The sequence below is a fragment of the Nostoc sp. genome (assembly GCF_036919815.1).
Taxonomy (GTDB): Bacteria; Cyanobacteriota; Cyanobacteriia; order Cyanobacteriales; family Nostocaceae; genus Nostoc.
This window is the reverse complement of record NZ_JBALCE010000103.1, coordinates 1-17,819: the sequence shown is the minus strand read 5'-3', so window position 1 is coordinate 17,819 and position 17,819 is coordinate 1. Positions and strand designations below refer to the sequence as shown.

Annotated in this window: 16 protein-coding genes; 5 read left to right on the top strand and 11 right to left on the bottom strand. The window is 43.2% G+C overall.

Annotation, left to right across the window (positions count from 1 at the left end):
* Window positions 1-347: 347 nt before the first annotated feature.
* The 4 genes from V7K15_RS24125 to V7K15_RS24110 all read right to left on the bottom strand — a co-directional run bounded on the left by V7K15_RS24125 (window position 348) and on the right by V7K15_RS24110 (window position 4,594).
* Window positions 348-1,421 (bottom strand): serine/threonine-protein kinase, encoded by a 1,074-nt coding sequence (locus V7K15_RS24125; protein ID WP_334909560.1) that lies wholly within the window; start codon window positions 1,419-1,421, stop codon window positions 348-350.
* A gap of 390 nt (window positions 1,422-1,811) precedes the next feature.
* Window positions 1,812-2,000 carry a hypothetical protein gene (locus tag V7K15_RS24120; RefSeq protein WP_334909558.1) on the bottom strand — a complete coding sequence of 63 codons (189 nt, stop codon included), beginning with the start codon at window positions 1,998-2,000 and terminating at the stop codon, window positions 1,812-1,814.
* A gap of 46 nt (window positions 2,001-2,046) precedes the next feature.
* Complete coding sequence (locus tag V7K15_RS24115; RefSeq protein WP_334909556.1) at window positions 2,047-4,281, bottom strand: glycoside hydrolase; 2,235 nt, start codon at window positions 4,279-4,281, stop codon at window positions 2,047-2,049.
* Window positions 4,282-4,363: 82 nt separating this feature from the next.
* Window positions 4,364-4,594, bottom strand: coding sequence for a NifU family protein (locus tag V7K15_RS24110; RefSeq protein WP_012408256.1), 231 nt, complete (start codon window positions 4,592-4,594; stop codon window positions 4,364-4,366).
* 311 nt (window positions 4,595-4,905) lie between these two features.
* Here V7K15_RS24110 and V7K15_RS24105 point away from each other — a divergent pair, with 311 nt between their 5' ends.
* Together V7K15_RS24105 and V7K15_RS24100 are read left to right on the top strand one after the other, a co-directional pair.
* The gene (locus V7K15_RS24105; RefSeq protein WP_334909554.1) at window positions 4,906-5,076 is read left to right on the top strand and encodes a hypothetical protein; all 171 of its coding nucleotides are present in this window, start codon (window positions 4,906-4,908) and stop codon (window positions 5,074-5,076) included.
* 4 nt (window positions 5,077-5,080) lie between these two features.
* Window positions 5,081-5,956: an Rpn family recombination-promoting nuclease/putative transposase gene (locus V7K15_RS24100; RefSeq protein WP_334909552.1), complete on the top strand. Its 876-nt coding sequence runs from the start codon at window positions 5,081-5,083 to the stop codon at window positions 5,954-5,956.
* 190 nt (window positions 5,957-6,146) lie between these two features.
* On the opposite strand, the gene V7K15_RS24095 is transcribed toward V7K15_RS24100, so the two are convergent.
* A complete protein-coding gene (locus V7K15_RS24095) occupies window positions 6,147-7,904 on the bottom strand; it encodes an ATP-binding protein (protein ID WP_334909550.1) in 1,758 nt (585 codons plus the stop codon).
* Between the two features lie 173 nt (window positions 7,905-8,077).
* Window positions 8,078-8,314 carry a hypothetical protein gene (locus tag V7K15_RS24090; protein ID WP_334909548.1) on the bottom strand — a complete coding sequence of 79 codons (237 nt, stop codon included), beginning with the start codon at window positions 8,312-8,314 and terminating at the stop codon, window positions 8,078-8,080.
* Between the two features lie 593 nt (window positions 8,315-8,907).
* Between V7K15_RS24090 and lepA the strand changes: the two genes are divergently transcribed.
* From lepA to V7K15_RS24075, 3 genes are all read left to right on the top strand, one after another.
* Window positions 8,908-10,719 (top strand): translation elongation factor 4, encoded by a 1,812-nt coding sequence (gene lepA / locus V7K15_RS24085; RefSeq protein WP_334909546.1) that lies wholly within the window; start codon window positions 8,908-8,910, stop codon window positions 10,717-10,719.
* Window positions 10,720-10,927: 208 nt separating this feature from the next.
* On the top strand, window positions 10,928-12,250 hold the full coding sequence (locus tag V7K15_RS24080) for a D-alanyl-D-alanine carboxypeptidase (protein WP_334909544.1): 1,323 nt from the start codon (window positions 10,928-10,930) through the stop codon (window positions 12,248-12,250).
* An 80-nt stretch (window positions 12,251-12,330) separates the two neighbouring features.
* Window positions 12,331-13,548, top strand: a complete 1,218-nt coding sequence (locus V7K15_RS24075; RefSeq protein ID WP_334909542.1) for an HhoA/HhoB/HtrA family serine endopeptidase — start codon at window positions 12,331-12,333, stop codon at window positions 13,546-13,548.
* Between the two features lie 314 nt (window positions 13,549-13,862).
* Here V7K15_RS24075 and V7K15_RS24070 read toward each other — a convergent pair whose 3' ends face one another.
* From V7K15_RS24070 to V7K15_RS24050, 5 genes are all read right to left on the bottom strand, one after another.
* Window positions 13,863-14,090 carry a hypothetical protein gene (locus tag V7K15_RS24070; protein WP_334909540.1) on the bottom strand — a complete coding sequence of 76 codons (228 nt, stop codon included), beginning with the start codon at window positions 14,088-14,090 and terminating at the stop codon, window positions 13,863-13,865.
* A 48-nt stretch (window positions 14,091-14,138) separates the two neighbouring features.
* On the bottom strand, window positions 14,139-15,041 hold the full coding sequence (locus tag V7K15_RS24065) for an MBL fold metallo-hydrolase (protein WP_334909538.1): 903 nt from the start codon (window positions 15,039-15,041) through the stop codon (window positions 14,139-14,141).
* A gap of 11 nt (window positions 15,042-15,052) precedes the next feature.
* Window positions 15,053-15,436 carry an aspartate 1-decarboxylase gene (gene panD, locus V7K15_RS24060; RefSeq protein ID WP_334909536.1) on the bottom strand — a complete coding sequence of 128 codons (384 nt, stop codon included), beginning with the start codon at window positions 15,434-15,436 and terminating at the stop codon, window positions 15,053-15,055.
* A 120-nt stretch (window positions 15,437-15,556) separates the two neighbouring features.
* Window positions 15,557-16,069, bottom strand: a complete 513-nt coding sequence (locus V7K15_RS24055) for an inorganic diphosphatase (RefSeq protein ID WP_334788338.1) — start codon at window positions 16,067-16,069, stop codon at window positions 15,557-15,559.
* A 777-nt stretch (window positions 16,070-16,846) separates the two neighbouring features.
* On the bottom strand, window positions 16,847-17,032 hold the full coding sequence (locus tag V7K15_RS24050; protein WP_334909534.1) for a hypothetical protein: 186 nt from the start codon (window positions 17,030-17,032) through the stop codon (window positions 16,847-16,849).
* Between the last annotated feature and the right edge of the window lie 787 nt (window positions 17,033-17,819).

Here is a 17,819-nt window from a genome sequence, read left to right as displayed (position 1 = left end):
AAACCCTGTTTTGGGGATTGGGGAATTACTTAATATAGTTTGCGTTTGTAAATAGTAGTCAGTCTTCCTGGTCTGTGGAAAACTACGAGAGCCATAAGATTAATTATTATATCGATTATATAATAATCTGAGTAAAAATTTTTTTTGATCTGCCAGCCCTAGTAATTTTGCTTGTATATTGGTCAATGAGAAATAACTAAGTATTAAGTGAAACCCTGATTACTTAACCATCACTGATTATGAAATGTAGTCAAAATGCTTACTAAATTTGTTTTTGATATTTTAAATCACCCATGATCAATTGTTAATTTGATACTTTAGCTCAATCAGGCTTCAACTTAACTTTACTACCTCGTTTCTTTTAGCCTTCCTCTCCATTTCCGAATAGCACTAGCAGCTCTGGCGGCAGGTGGTATATATATATCAGGATTTTCGTGAGAATTTTCGTGTTGTGCAATACTTTTATGATCTAATTTATGTGGAGATTTTTGGGTAGTTAGACAGTTAGCCATAGTAGGCAAATAGCTTTGATTACCTAAAGCTTTGATCACTTCATCGGCAGTTTTAAAGCGATCGCTTAACGTAATTTTCACCATTTTTCCTAAAATGTGGGCGAAACTATAGCTAATATTTACCTCTTTTTGCCAGCATATCTCACCAGTATTCGCGTCGTAGTCAAATTCTAAAGGACTTTTAGCAGTCAACATATAAATACAAGTCACACCCAGCGCATAAATATCACTGGCATAAACTGGACGTAAAGAAAACTGTTCTGGTGGTGCAAATCCCCTAGTCCCGATAAAGTTGGTGTTTGCAGCTTGATTGATTGAGTTTTCACAAGCATCAACTAATCGCTCTTTCACTGCCCCAAAATCAATCAGCACTATCCGCCCGTCATACTCACACCGCAATAAATTATGGGGCTTAATATCCCGATGAATCACCCGATGTTTATGAAGATACTGTAATACAGGTAATAATTCCTGTAAAAACTGTTTAACTGAAGCTTCACTTTGAGGGCCAGTTTGCCGTACTTCTCGTGCCAAAGTCAAACCCGGCACGTATTCTTGAATTAAAAAAAACTCTCCATTCGCCTGAAAGTAGTCTAATAACATGGGAATTTGGGAATGACTACCAAGTTGACCCAAGGTTCTTGCTTCTTTTTCAAAGCGCGAACACGCCCTTTGCCAACTTTGAGGATTAGTCACTTTCGGACAAAGCTGTTTAATAACACACAGAGGATTCCCAGGTAATAGGGTATTTTTGGCTAAAAACGTGATTCCAAAACCACCTCGACCCAAAATTTGCAATATTTCATAGCGATCGCGAAATAGCTGCTTGGAACCACACATCTGACCAAGTTGAGTTTCCTGTGAAATGCTCTGTTGACAATTCGTTATTTTATGAAAAAAGCGATTCATAAGTATAGAATATCTGCTCGGAAATGTCTTTCATTCTACGATAAATATTCATTGGCAACAGTAATATTACTGAATCTTTGCCAAATCATTAAATTCTTTCAAAAAGTAAAAATAAATTTTTGTAGAATCTACGAATTGACAAGAAAGATTAAATATGCTTATAAAAATCTTGACAACAGATGAATCGGCTGGGCGTACAGCGTGTCAACTTAAGCCTTGGCGAATGGAATTCGCGGCTACACAAACGTACTCCTTTGGAGAACCCGTTCGCGTAGCGTAGGCCGCCTCCGCGGACTAAGGAAAAATTGAGGTTTTTTTAACCTGCAAAGGTGGGTTTTGTCTGTGTAGACGCGGTTTCTAACCGCCCTTTTAACGTTAAGTTAACAACACTCAGTGCTGAGTGCTGAGTGCTGAGTGCTGAGTAAGTAAAAAACTTGGTACAAGCCCCGCCCCTTGTGGGCGGAATCTTCTTAACTCTTGAGTTCGTTGATACCCCACCCCTTGTGGGTGGTCTTTTAACTCAGCACGGACTAAACCATAGCTATCCGCTAACAGCACTCGGAACTCAGCACTCTTCATTCATTAGCTATTTTGTGAAATGGTATAACACCAACAGTATTGAGTTCTAAGGCACCTCAATGGGAATTAAAGCATTTTCTGGCAAATAGTTGCAAAAACGCCCTTCATCTGCAAGCACCAAAATCAGACGCAGGGGATAATCTGGCGGAACTTGCAAGTCTGCCCACGGTACTGCCAACTCTAAACAACTATTTAAAGCTACTTGAGCGCGACTGAAACGGGGATGCCATTGATGATTGTCTCCAGCTTCCCGAAACTGAATCGATTGCGTCAGTAAGTTAACTTCTAGAAGATGGTGGAAAAGGTAATTAAGTGGGGCTGCATCTGGTACATCTACTAAGGGAACTGGACTATTGACCATTGTTTTTTCTGGATAGAACCACAGCAAATTCAACTCTGCTGGCAAATCCTCCCCTGGTGCAGCGCCACTTTTAAAGTCCAGCCGCAAATAGAAATTCAAGTGATCTACCCCATACCAAAGTCGCTGGATGACGCTGCTATTGTGCATCGTCCCCCGCGCCCCGCCGATTTCTATGCGTCCAGCTTTGTCCCAGTCTTGTTCATCACCTTTACCATCGATGACGGGATGAATAAACCCTTGTGGGGTATGGTTTCCCTGTGCTTCGTGGACTTCGACTGGTTGCTTGAGATAGGGCGGGATAGGTTCATTTAATGCTTTATAAATGCCAAACAAGTGTTCTCGAAACAACCCGTCAAAGATGGCATCTTGATTTGAAGAATGTCCTGCACCAAACCACCAGAACCAGTCGGAACCCTCTGCGGCATACAATGCTTCCCAGGCTTCGGGGTTGTTTTCTTCCGTCGCTTCGGGATGACTTGCGAGCATTTCCCTGGCTGCTGTCAAGTAATCCCAAGCCCGATTTTTGGCGCGATCGCCGATCCAGGTGGTGAAACTGCCATCCACCCAAGAACCACTATGTAGTTGCTCTCCGGGAATGGTGGCTGTGGCGGGAAATTCTTCGAGAAATTCGGAGACGGTGACAAGTTTCAGGTGGGGTTCATCGCTCAAACTTTGATACAAAGCTTCTAAGAAGGGTTTGCCGTCTTGGGGATAAAATTCCCAGCAATTCTCCCCATCCAAGGCGATGGTAACTAGCCAAGGGTGTTCACTTTGACTCTCTCTTTGCATTTTAGCGATCGCTTGCAAATGTCCCACTAAGTTCGCTGCTGCTTGTTTTGCTGGCATCGTACTGTAGGTAAAGCCAATCAAATCTGATAATCTGTGGTCACGAAACACAATTGACACGTCACCCTCTGCGGTTTGCAGGCGATAGGGTTGGTACAGCAGTTCTGGTTGCTCCACATTCCCCGCCCCATCTCGATGAAAAAAGTGTTTCAGCGTCCACCCTAAAACGGCTTCATCTGAGCATATCCACTTAAATCCTTGATTGATAATGTGTGGAAGTACCGCCGGACTTACTGATTGTTCCGAAGGCCACAACCCACGAGGCATCTGTCCAAAACGTTCTTGATAAAAGTTCCAAGCTTTCCGCAAGTGGCGGGGAATATCTTCTGCCCACTGAAAACGCTGCTCAGGTAGTGTCATATTTGGCACAGCCACCCGACCACAGTTAGTATCAGCTAGCAACGGCAAAATCGGGTGGGTATAAGGCGTGGTGGTAACTTCTAGCTGCCCCGCTTCCTGCATTTTCCGATGTTGCGGGATAATGCGGCTGAGGATTTCTCGTTGTTTGGAATAAATGCGCTGGCGATCGCTTAAAGTAAAATTCCGACCCTGTTTTAACCAACTAGCAATTTCCGGGTCATCCCAAAATAGCGGATCGATCCAAGCCAAATTGTGCCAAGCTAGCAAATCGCCATAATCTGGCAATTCCCAATTTGCCAAACACCAAGCTTGCCCTTTTTCCTGCCTTTGCTGGTACAACTCGGCATAGCGGGGATGGGGGTCAATCAGGGTGTGGTGATTGGCATCAAAAAAGTGTTGGATAATAAATTCGCGCTGTTGCTGGGTGAGTTGTTCATCTGGTGTCAAGCTGGCTGTGAGGTAAGGGTCAAAAGCAGTCCCAGCAATATAATCTTCGAGTTGTAATATCAACGATGGTACTAAATTCACCGTTTGGTGTAACTTAGGATACCGCTCTAAGAGTAATACCAAATCCAAATAATCTTTAGTCCCATGCAAACGCACCCAAGGTAGACGGTAGTGCTGACTCGGAGATAGTGAATCGCCGCTTCCAGGAGATTTATACAGAGGCTGATGTTGATGCCAGATAAAAGCAATGTACAGAGGATGGGACATAGGAAGGAATAGTTAGGAGTTAAGAATAAGGAGTTAGGAGTTGATTCAAAACTCATAACTCCTAACTCCTAACTCCTAACTTTTACACCACTTGCTCAATTTCTGCAATTTCGGGAATCATTTCCTTGAGGCGGCGCTCAATACCCATTCTTAGGGTCATTGCAGAACTGGGGCATGAACCACAAGCACCTTGCAGGCGTAGTTTGACAACAGGCCCATCTAGTTCTACCAGTTCCACGTTGCCGCCATCAGACATGAGATAAGGGCGCATTTCATCTAAGACTGTTTCAACGTTGTCAATTGTGAGTTCCATAGTTTTAGACCAGGTAAGTTAATGATCGGCATTGGCATTGGGAATGGGGCATTGGGCATTGGGCATGGGGCATTGAATAATCATGATCCCTGTGCCTATGCGCCGTTACTCATTAACCATTATCCAAAATTTTATTTTCTAGCTTTGTTAAATCGATCCTAGACGCAATTGCAGCTAGTTTGTCAGTTGTTTAATTGACATTTGCCATTTGTCTTCACAGACGCAGCGCTTTTACTACACACTTATCTAGATAGAAGCTTGAGATTAGAGTAGGTGAACTCAGTAGTGCTGCGATTCTCATCGTAATCACTTTGACTTCACTGATATTCAGTTTAGTCCAATTTTCCTCAAGGGCAAACCTCACAGCTTGGCTGGGAACAAGCGATGTTTTGGGTATTACTGGTTTATTTGCGATCGCATCGCAACTTTTAGGGGCGATCGCTAGAACGCAAAATAAAATGTATCGCAGATTTAAGAAATAAGTTCATGCGGCGAGACTCAATTTTTTACAAACTTTTCCAACAATCCCCCACTTTGTTATTTGAGCTATTGACAGATTCCCCAATAAATGCACAAGCTTACCGATTTGATTCGGTAGCTGTTAAAGAACCAAAATTTGAAATAGATGGAGTATTTCTACCGCCAGAAAACGTAGGTGCTGGAATTGTATATTTCTGTGAGGTACAGTTTCAGAAAGATGAACAGCTTTACGAAAGGGTATTTGCTGAATCTTCTTTATATTTCTATCGCAACCGTGCCAGATTTAGCGATTGGCAAGCGGTTATAATTTATCCGTCGCGCGGTATCGAACAAGGGAATATTCACCCTCATCGAACCCTGCTCAACGGAAACCAAGTGCATCGCGTGTATCTGGATGAATTAGGGGATATTCGCCAATTACCTTTATGGGTAGCGCTGATGGTGTTAACTACTGTAGCAGAAGAACAAGCACCACAAGAAGCTAGATATTTGCTTGAGCGTTCTTCTGTTGAACAGTCTGAAACTGCAAGTCGCGTCATAATAGAAATGATCACGACAATAATGGTGTACAAGTTTGAACAATTAAGTCAAAGGGATGTAGAAAAAATGTTAGGTATAACACTACAGCAAACGCGAGTTTATCGAGAAATCAAGGAAGAAGGACGCTCAGAAGGACGACAAGAAGGACGCTCAGAAGGACGACAAGAAGAGGCAGCTAATCTTGTAATTCGTCAGTTGACTAAACGATTTAGGCAAGAATTCTCTGAGGAAATACGCTCCTCAGTTTCTAATTTATCTTTGCCTGTTCTAGAAGATTTGAGCGAAGCACTGTTAGATTTTACCAGCGTGGCTGATTTACAGGCTTGGTTAGAAGCGCGATGATAACTCCCCTAGACCAAGCCCTAGTATAGCTATAGTGAGCGTTTCAACAGTCTTGATGTGAAAAGACTTAGTTAAAAAATTTTCTGATTATTCAATAACAAAAAGCTATAAGCACAGGCATAACTAATTAACCTGTCTGATTTCATTATCTGTAAAAGGATTTACAAAACCTCGTTATCAAAGCAGCCCTCTAACCTATACAGTCTGAATCGCTATCACTAGATGAAACCATGACAGGTTGTTGATATAGTGGCACTGTAAATGTGACTGTTGAGCCAAGTCCTTCGCCCAGACTATAAAAATGTACCTCACCGCCCATTGCCTCCACTAGCTTCTGGGATATTGCCAGCCCCAAACCTGTGCCACCGTACTGGCGAGTGCGGGAGCCATCCACCTGAGAGAATAATTGAAACAGTTTATCTTGTTTGTCCAAAGAAACACCGATGCCAGTATCTGCCACACGTACTCTCACCATGCCAGGAAATTGCTGATCTTGAAAGTTCGCTTTTTTGAGTACTAAATCGGCGCTGACGGTGATGCCGCCCTCATGGGTAAATTTGATGGCATTACCTACCAAATTGAGCATAACTTGTAGCAACCGTTGGTAGTTGCTTTGGACAATAATTTCATCGGAGATAGCAGGCATTTGCATCCGAAAGCTGAGGTTTCTCATTTCTGCTTGGGGACGCATGAAATTTTCTACAGCACTGAATAGCTCATCTAGCTTGACTGGAGCGTAAACTAGCTCCATTTTACCAGCTTCGATTTTGGCAATGTCCAAAATATCGTTGATGATATTTAGCAGATGTATCGATAAGTGGTGAGCTTCTGCCAAAAATTGGTTTTGTTCTTCTGGGTCATCTGCCATCCCTTCCAAAATCAGCTTCAAGAAGCCAATCATGCCGTTGAGGGGGGTACGAATTTCATGGGATACATTAGCCAGAAACTCGCTTTTGAGCCGGGAAGCTTCTTCAGCTTTTTGACGCGCTGCTTCTAATTCTTTATATAAAGTAGCATGTGCGATCGCGGTTCCCAATTGATCTGCGGCTTCTTTTGCCAGTTCTAATTCCGATTCTGTTAATGTGTAGCATTCATCCTGCCAATTCAAAGCAACCAATCCATTGGCTTGGTCTTGATAGCAAGTCGCAATCACCAAAGTTTTCTGCCGCCCAGAATCTGTGTATCCAGCCACTTCCATCACAACTGGTTCTAGGGTTGCCAACACCTGAGCAAAGGCAGGCTCAGAAGCTATATCTATTTCGCAGCCAAGCATTGATTTGAGTTCTGGGTGGCGATACTCAGCCTTCACCTCCACTTTTGAGCTAGAGGGCTGATAAGGACAAATAATGCAGCGCTCAAGCCGCAGTGCTTTCCCCAAACTGTCAACTGTTTGCTGCCAAATAATATCTAAATCCAATGTCCGGCGAATATTTCTGGTAATCCGATTTATCAGTTTTTGGTGTTGCTGTGAACGTATTGCCAACTCTATTTGTGTAGGCGTTTTTGATGCCACACCCACTTGTTTTTTGTTGAGTGTCGCTTGTACTAACCGTCCCATGACTAAAACTGTACTGGCAGCCGTTCCCAAACTCGGCATAATCGGACTAATCACTAAGTCCAACTCAAATAATTCCTGATGGTAGCTAAACCAACACTGAAACCTTTCTGGCACCAAACTGATCAAAATTCGGTGCAATCGTTCCAAATAAGTAACCCTATCCACCGGGGCAAAGGTTTGGGTTTGGTTCAACTCGTCAACTATTTTTTCGGTATTTAACCCCAGGAGTTCGCTGTGCTGCCAACAAAAGGTCAGATAGCGCCCTACCCCATCTTGCGTATATACCAACTCGGCTCCTAGAGTTGGTAATGAGCCATCAGTCTTACTGGTAATAGATTCCAGTTTTTGGGAAAATACATTCGACAATTGGGAATTGGCAGTAATAGTCATTAATTGAGTTGGATAAGCAAAGGGTATCCGACCGTAATTTTACTAAAGCTGCTCAAATTTTGGCATAAATTTTTACAGCTTTTTAGTTTTTTGTTGAGTATTTCTTGGTGTTTTGAAATGCAGATTAGCAAACTTTACTTTTTTTAACTTGCATTCACATCTGAGTGATGGCGTCAATCGTTCCATTCACCACGAGGAGGAACGGGAGTACGTATAGGGGTGCGCGTCAATTCATCATCTCTGAGGATTTCACCCCGCAACCACTGGCGAATCGCCACCTCAATCACTTTACTTGGGTCATTGGTGAGATGCTGGATTTGCTCTAGTAACTCGGAATCTAGGCGGACAGCAATTTCTACCTTATCGGTTCGTCTGTTTTCCGCTTCGGTAGTTTTCTCTTGCATATTCATAGGTTTGATATACTCTGAATTGGTTTTGTTTAAAGCTTTGTAAAGTAGTTATATTCATCATTTGGGCTAATTCGCTGAAAAATCTTTAAGGTGAACAGTTATATAGTTCCCCGAAATAGCACCAAAGTAACAGCTTTAAGTTTCAAATCGCATTTTTCATATAACTGACTAGACAATGGCTTTAGAAGTTTTGTTGGTAAATCAGTGATTCTGGACGATTACGGGTGGTAATTGCCGATGATCCCTAGATGATCCCTAGATGTACTTATTTACATTTATTGTACGCTCCTAGCTGATCAATACCAGCACAGACAAATAGACTTTCATAATATTCTTAAAAGTCCACCTATTTAGATCGAAAGTTAAAGATCGGGTAAAGAGGGGCATTGGGCATGGGGGAAATAATAACTCCTAACTTTTGAACAGACGCGATTAATCGCCTCTCTACTCCTAACTCCTGTAGAGACGCGATTAATCGCCTCTCTACTCCCCACCCCCACTAAAAGCTAGGAGCGTCTTGGCTAAGAAAGCATTAAAATACATTAAGTAAATTGCTCTTTTAAGTTTGGTTGCTGCTTAGGTAAAAATAGTATATGACTGACGTTCCCGCAGTTCGCATTCGCAATTTTTGTATTATTGCTCACATCGACCACGGGAAATCAACCCTCGCCGATCGCTTGCTGCAAGCTACTGGCACTGTTGAAGACCGGCAGATGAAGGAACAGTTTCTCGACAATATGGACTTAGAACGGGAGCGCGGCATTACAATTAAGCTGCAAGCTGCCCGGATGAACTACACAGCTAAGGATGGTCAGCAGTATGTGCTGAATTTAATTGATACTCCTGGACATGTGGATTTTTCTTATGAAGTCTCCCGCTCTCTTGTTGCTTGTGAAGGAGCGTTGTTGGTAGTGGATGCGTCCCAAGGTGTGGAGGCGCAAACTTTGGCAAATGTATATTTAGCGTTAGAGAGTAACCTGGAAATTATCCCGGTTTTGAATAAAATCGATTTGCCTGGGGCAGAACCAGAACGGGTAATTGGCGAAATTGAAGAAATTATCGGTCTAGATTGCAGTGGTGCGATTCTGGCCTCTGCTAAAGAAGGAATTGGTATAGCTGAGATTTTAGAAGCAGTTGTCGAGCGCATACCGCCACCACCCAATACGATAAATGAACGTTTACGAGCCTTAATATTTGATAGCTATTACGACAGTTACCGGGGAGTAATTGTGTATTTCCGGGTGATGGATGGCACCGTGAAAAAAGGCGATCGCATCCATTTAATGGCATCCGGTAAAGAATTTGAAATTGATGAGTTAGGCATTCTTTCTCCGACTCAAAAGCAAGTTGAAGAACTGCACGCTGGGGAAGTAGGCTATTTGGGAGCGGCAATTAGAGCTGTAGCTGATGCCAGGGTAGGAGACACAATTACCCTCAGTAAGGCCAAAGCCGAGTCAGCCTTACCAGGTTATGCAGAAGCGAACCCGATGGTTTATTGTGGGATGTTCCCCATTGATGCTGACCAATTTGAAGACTTGCGGGAAGCTTTGGAAAAGCTCGAACTCAACGACGCAGCGCTGCATTACGAACCAGAAACTTCGAGCGCGATGGGGTTTGGTTTCCGTTGCGGGTTCTTGGGTTTGCTGCATATGGAAATTGTCCAGGAACGTCTAGAGCGAGAGTATAACCTAGATTTAATCATTACAGCCCCCTCGGTGGTTTATAAGGTGATTACCCTCAAAGGAGAGGAACTGTACATTGATAATCCTAGCCGCTTACCTTCTGCTAACGATCGCGAAAGAATTGAAGAACCCTACGTGAAAGTAGAGATGATTACGCCGGAAACCTATGTCGGTAGCTTGATGGAGTTATCACAAAATCGCCGTGGCATCTTTAAAGATATGAAATATCTCACCCAAGGACGAACTACCCTTACCTATGAGCTACCCTTGGCAGAAGTTGTGACTGACTTTTTTGATCAGATGAAATCGCGATCGCGCGGTTATGCCAGCATGGAATATCACCTGATTGGCTACCGTGAAAATCCTCTGGTGAAGCTAGATATTATGATTAACGGCGATCCGGTGGATTCCTTGGCGATGATTGTCCATCGAGATAAAGCTTACAACGTTGGGCGGGCAATGGCAGAAAAACTCAAGGAACTAATTCCCCGCCATCAATTTAAAGTGCCAATTCAAGCATCTATTGGCAGTAAAGTTATTGCCAGCGAACACATTCCCGCTTTGCGGAAAGATGTGCTAGCCAAGTGCTACGGTGGTGACATCAGCCGGAAGAAGAAACTATTACAGAAGCAAGCAAAAGGTAAAAAGCGGATGAAATCTGTAGGTACCGTGGACGTACCCCAGGAAGCCTTTATGGCAGTATTGCGTTTGGATCAAAGCTAATTTAAAAGTGCTTAATTCTGAGAAACGATTGGCTGCTTGCGCCTAAATATAAAAATCTAACCGCCCAGCCTAGTCTGGGCGGTTAGATTTTTGATTACTGATAAATGAGAAAAACACTAGTAATTATGACTCAATACTGATTATGGTAAAAAAGCTTGTATATTAGCACAGGAAACAACATATCAGAATCCTAACAGAGGAATAAAACATGCTGGAATTATTGGGTTCAGGTTTGGTGTCGCTTTGGCTGGAAATGGCCGGGGTACAAATCAAGCCTCTAGATGCCTTAGATGCTTTGACTTGGCAAAGTAGCCCTGGCTTGGTTCTTGCTCCTGATCCCAATCCAGCTGGGGCGAATACGGTGCAGGAATATCTGAAAAAGCTGATAACATCAAAAGTGGTGACGCCAAATCTGGTTGATAGTCAGGGAATTTGGATGCAGTCGGGGCCGATGCTGATGGCAAATCACCAAGGTACAACACCTCTGCCTGCTGCTTCTTTAACCAAAATTGCCACTACATTAGTTGCTTTGAAAACTTGGGGGCCAGATTACCAATTTGATACTTTGGTCAGCATCACTGGGCCAGTAGTAAATGGAGTTGTGCAGGGTGATTTGGTGATTACAGGCCGTGGCGATCCTTTGTTTGTTTGGGAAGAAGCGATCGCTCTTGGTAATACTCTCAATAAAATGGGCATCAAGCAGGTAAAGGGAAATTTGATCATTAATGGCAGTTTTGCCATGAATTTCCAACGTCAGCCGATGCTGGCGGGTATGATGCTCAAGCAAATACTAAATCGTGCGACTTGGGGCCGCCCCGCTATTTACACCTACTCAATTATGCCCAAGGGAACGCCCAAACCTCAAGTTGTGATTACAGGTGGGGTAAAAGTTGAGTCCCAACCAAATCCTCAACAAACTTTATTACTACGTCATCGCTCCTTGCCCTTGAAGCAATTAATCAAGGAAATGAACGTTTACAGTAACAACGATATGGCAGAGATGCTGGCAGACTCACTAGGGGGAGCAACTGTGGTGCAATCAACCGCCGCCAGCCTTGCTAGGGTGCCACAACAGGAAATTCAATTAATCAATGGTTCTGGACTGGGCCCGGAAAATCGCATTTCCCCCAGGGCTATCTGTGCCATGCTGATGGCGATTCAAATTGAGGCATCTACCCATCAACTAAATGTAGCTGACTTGTTCCTCATGTCTGGATTTGATCACCGGGGGACACTACACGCCAGACACATTCCCCTTGCGACTGTGATCAAAACTGGTACTCTCCGGGATGTGAGCGCTTTAGCGGGAGTGATGCCCACACGCGATCGCGGTTTGGTTTGGTTTGCGATTATTAACCGGGGGACAAATGTCTGGGGTTTGCGGACTGGACAAGATCAACTATTGCAAAGTGTTGTCAAACAATTACAAGTATCTCCAACCGTTCCTGCTGCCATCACTCCCCACTCAGTGATCAACTCTTTACCCCCGCTAGGTGTAACTAGTCGGAATGAAATCTTGTTTAAAAGTTAGTTAATCTTAGTAAAAATAACTGTATATAGATTTGTCACAACTAAGCAACAATTAGGTTTATAAGAATGTTGGCTGTGATTATGCGATTTCCCAAAATATTCCGCTCTCTACGTCAACTTACTACTCATGTGTTAGCGATCGCGCTCGGAGTTGTGCTAATGTTTAGTACATTCCAGGTGTTACCTTCCCAAGCCAAACCAGCACCCAGTGTAATTCCTGGAGATACTTCAGAACTAGCTGTCCAACGGCAATCACCAACCACTGCTGCGATCGGTAGCACTAGTTTTGTCACAGCAGCAGTCAATCGTGTGGGCACAGCAGTTGTCCGCATTGATACTGAGCGCACAATTACTCGTCGCGTTGATCCATTTTCGGAAGACCCCTTTTTCCGGCGGTTTTTTGGTGACGGGTTTTCCCAACAGATGCCTTCTGAGCAGCAGTTGCGCGGTTTAGGCTCAGGTTTCATTATTGACAAAAGCGGGTTAGTTCTGACTAATGCTCATGTGGTCGATAAGGCTGATAAAGTAACAGTCCGACTCAAAGATGGCCGCACCTTTGAAGGGAAAGTTCAAGGTATTGATGAAGTCACAGATTTGGCAGTAGTCAAGATTAACGCTGGTAACGATTTGCCAGTTGCGCCCTTGGGTTCTTCCAGTAATGTCCAAGTCGGAGACTGGGCGATCGCAGTTGGTAATCCTTTGGGATTTGATAACACCGTTACCTTGGGAATTGTCAGTACCCTCAAACGTTCCAGCGCCCAAGTTGGGATTAGTGATAAACGTTTGGACTTCATTCAGACAGACGCCGCGATTAACCCTGGTAACTCTGGCGGGCCACTATTAAATGGCCAAGGTGAAGTGATTGGGATTAACACAGCCATTCGCCCTGATGCGATGGGTATTGGGTTTGCGATTCCCATTGATAAAGCCAAAGCGATCGCCGTGCAACTGCAACGTGATGGCAAAGTTGCTCACCCCTATCTAGGTGTACAAATGCTAACTTTGACACCCGATCTTGCCAAGCAAAATAACATCGATCCCAACTCTCCGATTCAGATACCAGAAATTAATGGTGTTTTTGTCATGCGAGTTGTCCCTAATTCTCCAGCTGCATCTGCGGGTATCCGGCGCGGGGATGTAATTCTTCAAGTTGATGGTAAAGCTATTACCAGTGCTGAACAATTGCAGAACTTTGTGGAAGACAGTCGTCTTGGTCAAGTATTACAGGTGAAAATCCAACGGGGTAATCAGACACAGCAGCTTTCAATACGCACAGCTGAGTTGCAAAATGCTTCGTAGAGGCAATATAGCCAATTTTAATTGTGTGGAATAGTAGGGGCACAGCAATGCTCATTGGTGTCAACTTAAGTAAGCCAAAACTCCTTTAAAACCTCGTTTCTAGCCTCTGGCTGGAAATGCTCCTGATTGCGGCTCTGCCGCAAGTCTTGAGGCGGAGCCTCCAATAGGCATTCCCAGTCAGAGACTGGGAACGAGACAATCTCTAAAAGCTGGTTATAGACTGGCTTTTACGTTAATTTGACACGTATGAGCAATGCTGTGCCCCTACCACATGTTGTAAGCTCGTTTGAATTTTGGGGTCAAAACCAGCAGTTTCATTTCTCCGGTTCGTTTAAAGACTGGCGTAATGCTGAAATAACATCTTGGGCTGACTGATGCCGAAATTTGCCTGTATGAAAATCAGCTAGGGTTTGTTGGGCATCCGTCGCTATTTCTGCACGACGATTTTCGTGGTGGCGGTTTTGGAGAATCTTGATCAGCATTTCTTGCTGCTCAGAGGAAAGTTGCAAAGCGTCTTTCAGCACTTGATCGAGAGTACTCATGATCGAATTAGACTATCAACTGCTCTTAGAAACTTAATCGTGTCTAAATCACTTACCAACAGTTAAAACTAGACCTTCATGGGCTAGTATTGCTTGAGGAAAAGCAGATTTAACATCGACTTGAACTTGGTCAAGAAAATCATCATGGTCATCTGGATGATGATGAGAAATGGCTAACCGTTGAACGCCAGCATTCAGAGCTGCATTCACCGCAACTTGCCAGAGTAAATCAGCAGAGTCATGGTTGTGAGAAGTAGGGGGAGTGTAAGTGGCATTGGCAATTAGCAAGTCAACGCCTTTAATAAATTGTAAAATCCGCTCTCGCTCCACTTGATCTGCATTCGGGTGCAAATCCGTGACGTAGGCAACACTATACTCTTGCCAAGTGACTCGGTAGCCAACTGACCTCTGAGTTTGATTAATTAATGCGATCGTAATGGTGACATCATCGAGATTTATCTCACTGTCTGGAGTGAGATTGTAAAACTGCAATTCTGACTGCATTACCTGTAAAGGGTAAGGAAAGTGTGGCTGGAGCATCTGATCATACAGACATTGTTTGATTGAGGCTCCATTTGAGGCAGCTGTGCCGTAAATGTGAAAACAATTTTCCCCAATAAATGCGGGAGCGAAAAAGGGAAAGCCTTGAATCCGATTTGCTTGGCAGTTGGTAAAAAATAAATGGGCTTCTAGTGGCTGTTGCAGTTCTTGCCAAGTTTTACCCAGTATGCGTAAGCCAGTGCCGCCATCAAAAATCAAGCGTTTCCCAGCTATATGCATTTCTACACAAGCAGTATTACTACCATAACGGTTGGTGTTGCTACTTGGGGTGGGAATCAAACCGCGTACACCCCAGAATTGCACGAGAAATTCACCTGCTGGACTACTTGGCATGGTAGCTGACTTTTCTCTTATGTAGCTCTGGGAACCTGACAACTCAAAATTTGACATTTTCCTTGAAATTAGACCTTACTGAGCAGGTCATCGTAGCGTCGTACTTCCAACAACCTGTTTTTTTCGTCCACAATGACTACCGTCGGAGAGTAACTTTTTAACTCTTCTGGAGTGAACTGCCCGTAAGTCATTATAATCAAGCGATCGCCAATAATGCCTAGACGTGCCGCACCCCCATTTAATTCAATCACTCCTGAATGGGCTGGAGCCGCGATCGCATAGGTAATAAAGCGCTGACCGTTGGCACTATTAACTACTTGCACCTGCTCATAGGGTAAGATACCAGCTTTTTCCAAAAGGATTTCATCAATGCTGATACTACCCACGTAGTTGATATTTGCCCCTGTGAGGGTGCAGTTATGAATTTTTGCCAAAAGGAGAGTACGCTGCATTTGGTTTGGGATTAGTGGCAGTTTTTGCGTTCCGTAACAAGCGAAACTTATTAGAGTCAGGAGTTAGGAATAAAAATTCATAACTCCTGTACAGACGCGATTAATCGCGTCTCTCTTCTATTATCCTCTATAAGCTTTGACGGATTTTTCTACTAAAGCTGCAACCTTGTCCACATCTTGCCAACCGAGAATTTCAGTCACCTTTTTTTCCAAATTTTTATAACTACGGAAAAATTCGGCAATTTCATCTAAGCGGTGTGGCGCTAAGTCTTTGAGTGATTTTACTTGAGTGTAGCGCGGATCTTTGTCAGGAACACAAAGGATTTTTTCATCGCGATCGCCACCGTCAATCATCTCTAAAAAGCCAATCGGTCGTGCAGCAATCACACAGCCTGGAAAGGTTGGCTCGTCAATGATCACCATACCATCTAGGGGATCGCCATCTTCAGCCAAAGTATTAGGTACAAAGCCGTAGTCATAAGGATATTGTACTGAGGAATAAAGTACTCGGTCTAGAGCAAAAGCTTCTAGTTCCTTATCGTATTCGTATTTATTTTTACTTCCGCCAGTAATTTCAATCAAAACGTTGATGATACCCGGTTTCGGTTGGGCAGGAATACGAGATAAATCCACAAAAAACTCCTCTGATAACAGTGAATCATAGGGGCACTCAGTCAGTTTCGCTCCCCGTGTAGAATTTTAGTGCAATATTGGATCTCTTCCCAAGGTATTCATTCCACAGCATTGGAAAAAAGGAGGCAGTACGCAGGAGTTCTTGAATGCGTGAATTTTGAATTGATTTCTCCCCAGCCCCTTGAATTAGCCAAAAAAGCGAAAAAGCGTTGTCAAGTTTCCTCGCAACGCTTTTTATCAAAAAATTGGGTCTAAAACCCCGTGCTTCGTTTCCCGGCTTTATATTTACCAGCATTGGATTTGCCACGAAGATGTTAAAATAGTAATTAGTACCGATGGACAGTCGGGAATCCAAAACGCCTATGCAGACGGTTTGCTCTTGTACTGAGATATTTCAGTCTAGGTCAAAGTCGAAAACCCGTAAGGATCGCCTTGAGCGCTGCTCGATTGGGAGCAACTAGGAAATCTAAATTGTGAAATTTAGAAGCCCCATGCCTTCTCCCTTCGGGTAGCGTCTCGTAGAGAAGGGGAGACGCAAGCGCGAACAGGCTGGGGAGATGTCACAAGAGGGTATTATGGATATCCTCAGATTTTGATTGCTGTTGGAGGCATTTCTGCCCCTCTTGTGTGAATATAACTGAAATCTGGCTGTAACCCCACAAGACAGATTCAGCATATTCCTGATTAACTACATCCAAATCTCCAGAGATTGTCTCAATATCAGTTTTCTGATTTTTTGTAGCTTTCCTGTTGCTGAAATCCTACTGGAAAGCTTTATCAATCTTTACTTCCTTGGAGGTTTTGGATCAGGGGTTGCTGGTTATTTTCAAGATTACTTGAAGAATAATGGGCGATGACAAATACAGGTAGAGTAAGAGTTAACAGTGCGATCGCAGTTCCCACAATGTCTGCCCAACGTTGGGAATATGTGTCGGCATTGGCAGACTGGCTATTTGAATTCATACAAAATTGAAGTTCTTCGTAAGACTGTGTAGGTCTACTCTCTGGTTGAGAGTCTTGATACTGTTTTAGCTATCTTTAGCTGATAAAATGTGTAGCATTTTCCCAGCTATACCAGTTTTACAACTGTCATAATAGCCTTTTTATAGAGGGAATTGTTAATACAAAGTTACAAGTCAAGAAATCATGTTTTATTTTGTGATTAATATTTTGAGATGTTTCTCTGTATGGTGTAATGGTTCGCATACGCAAAGCCAAGTTTAACAGCATCAGAAATTACATTTTTTCGCTGATTAAAGATTAATTAGCAAAATGTATTTGTCTGATACTTTATGATTATAACATCCTGCAACGCCTTTTATAAGGTCATTTTACTGAAATTGCTAATTTGTGATACAGAACACAAATTAGCAATTGCACTGATAGATATTCAGTATTTTTGATTTTTCTACAGTAGTTATACTTAAAAATATTTGACACCAAAAAAAACTGGTAGGAATGATTTTTGTAACCACTCATAACTACCGCATAAATACAGATACCTCAACTGTGTTGTGCAGGATGGATTCAGTGATATCACTAAAAAAATATTTCAGAATTTAAATTATCAAATTTAGGTAATATTATAGGAATTTTGTCAATCTATATATAGGTAGATTGACACTCCTGTTTGAATGCGTGAATTTTGAATTGATTTGGTTGAGTCGATGGGGGATATTATTCCCCGCACCTCTCAGTTAGATCCGTGCGTACCCATTTCTGTGTACACGGCTCCCGATGTTCTCAGCTT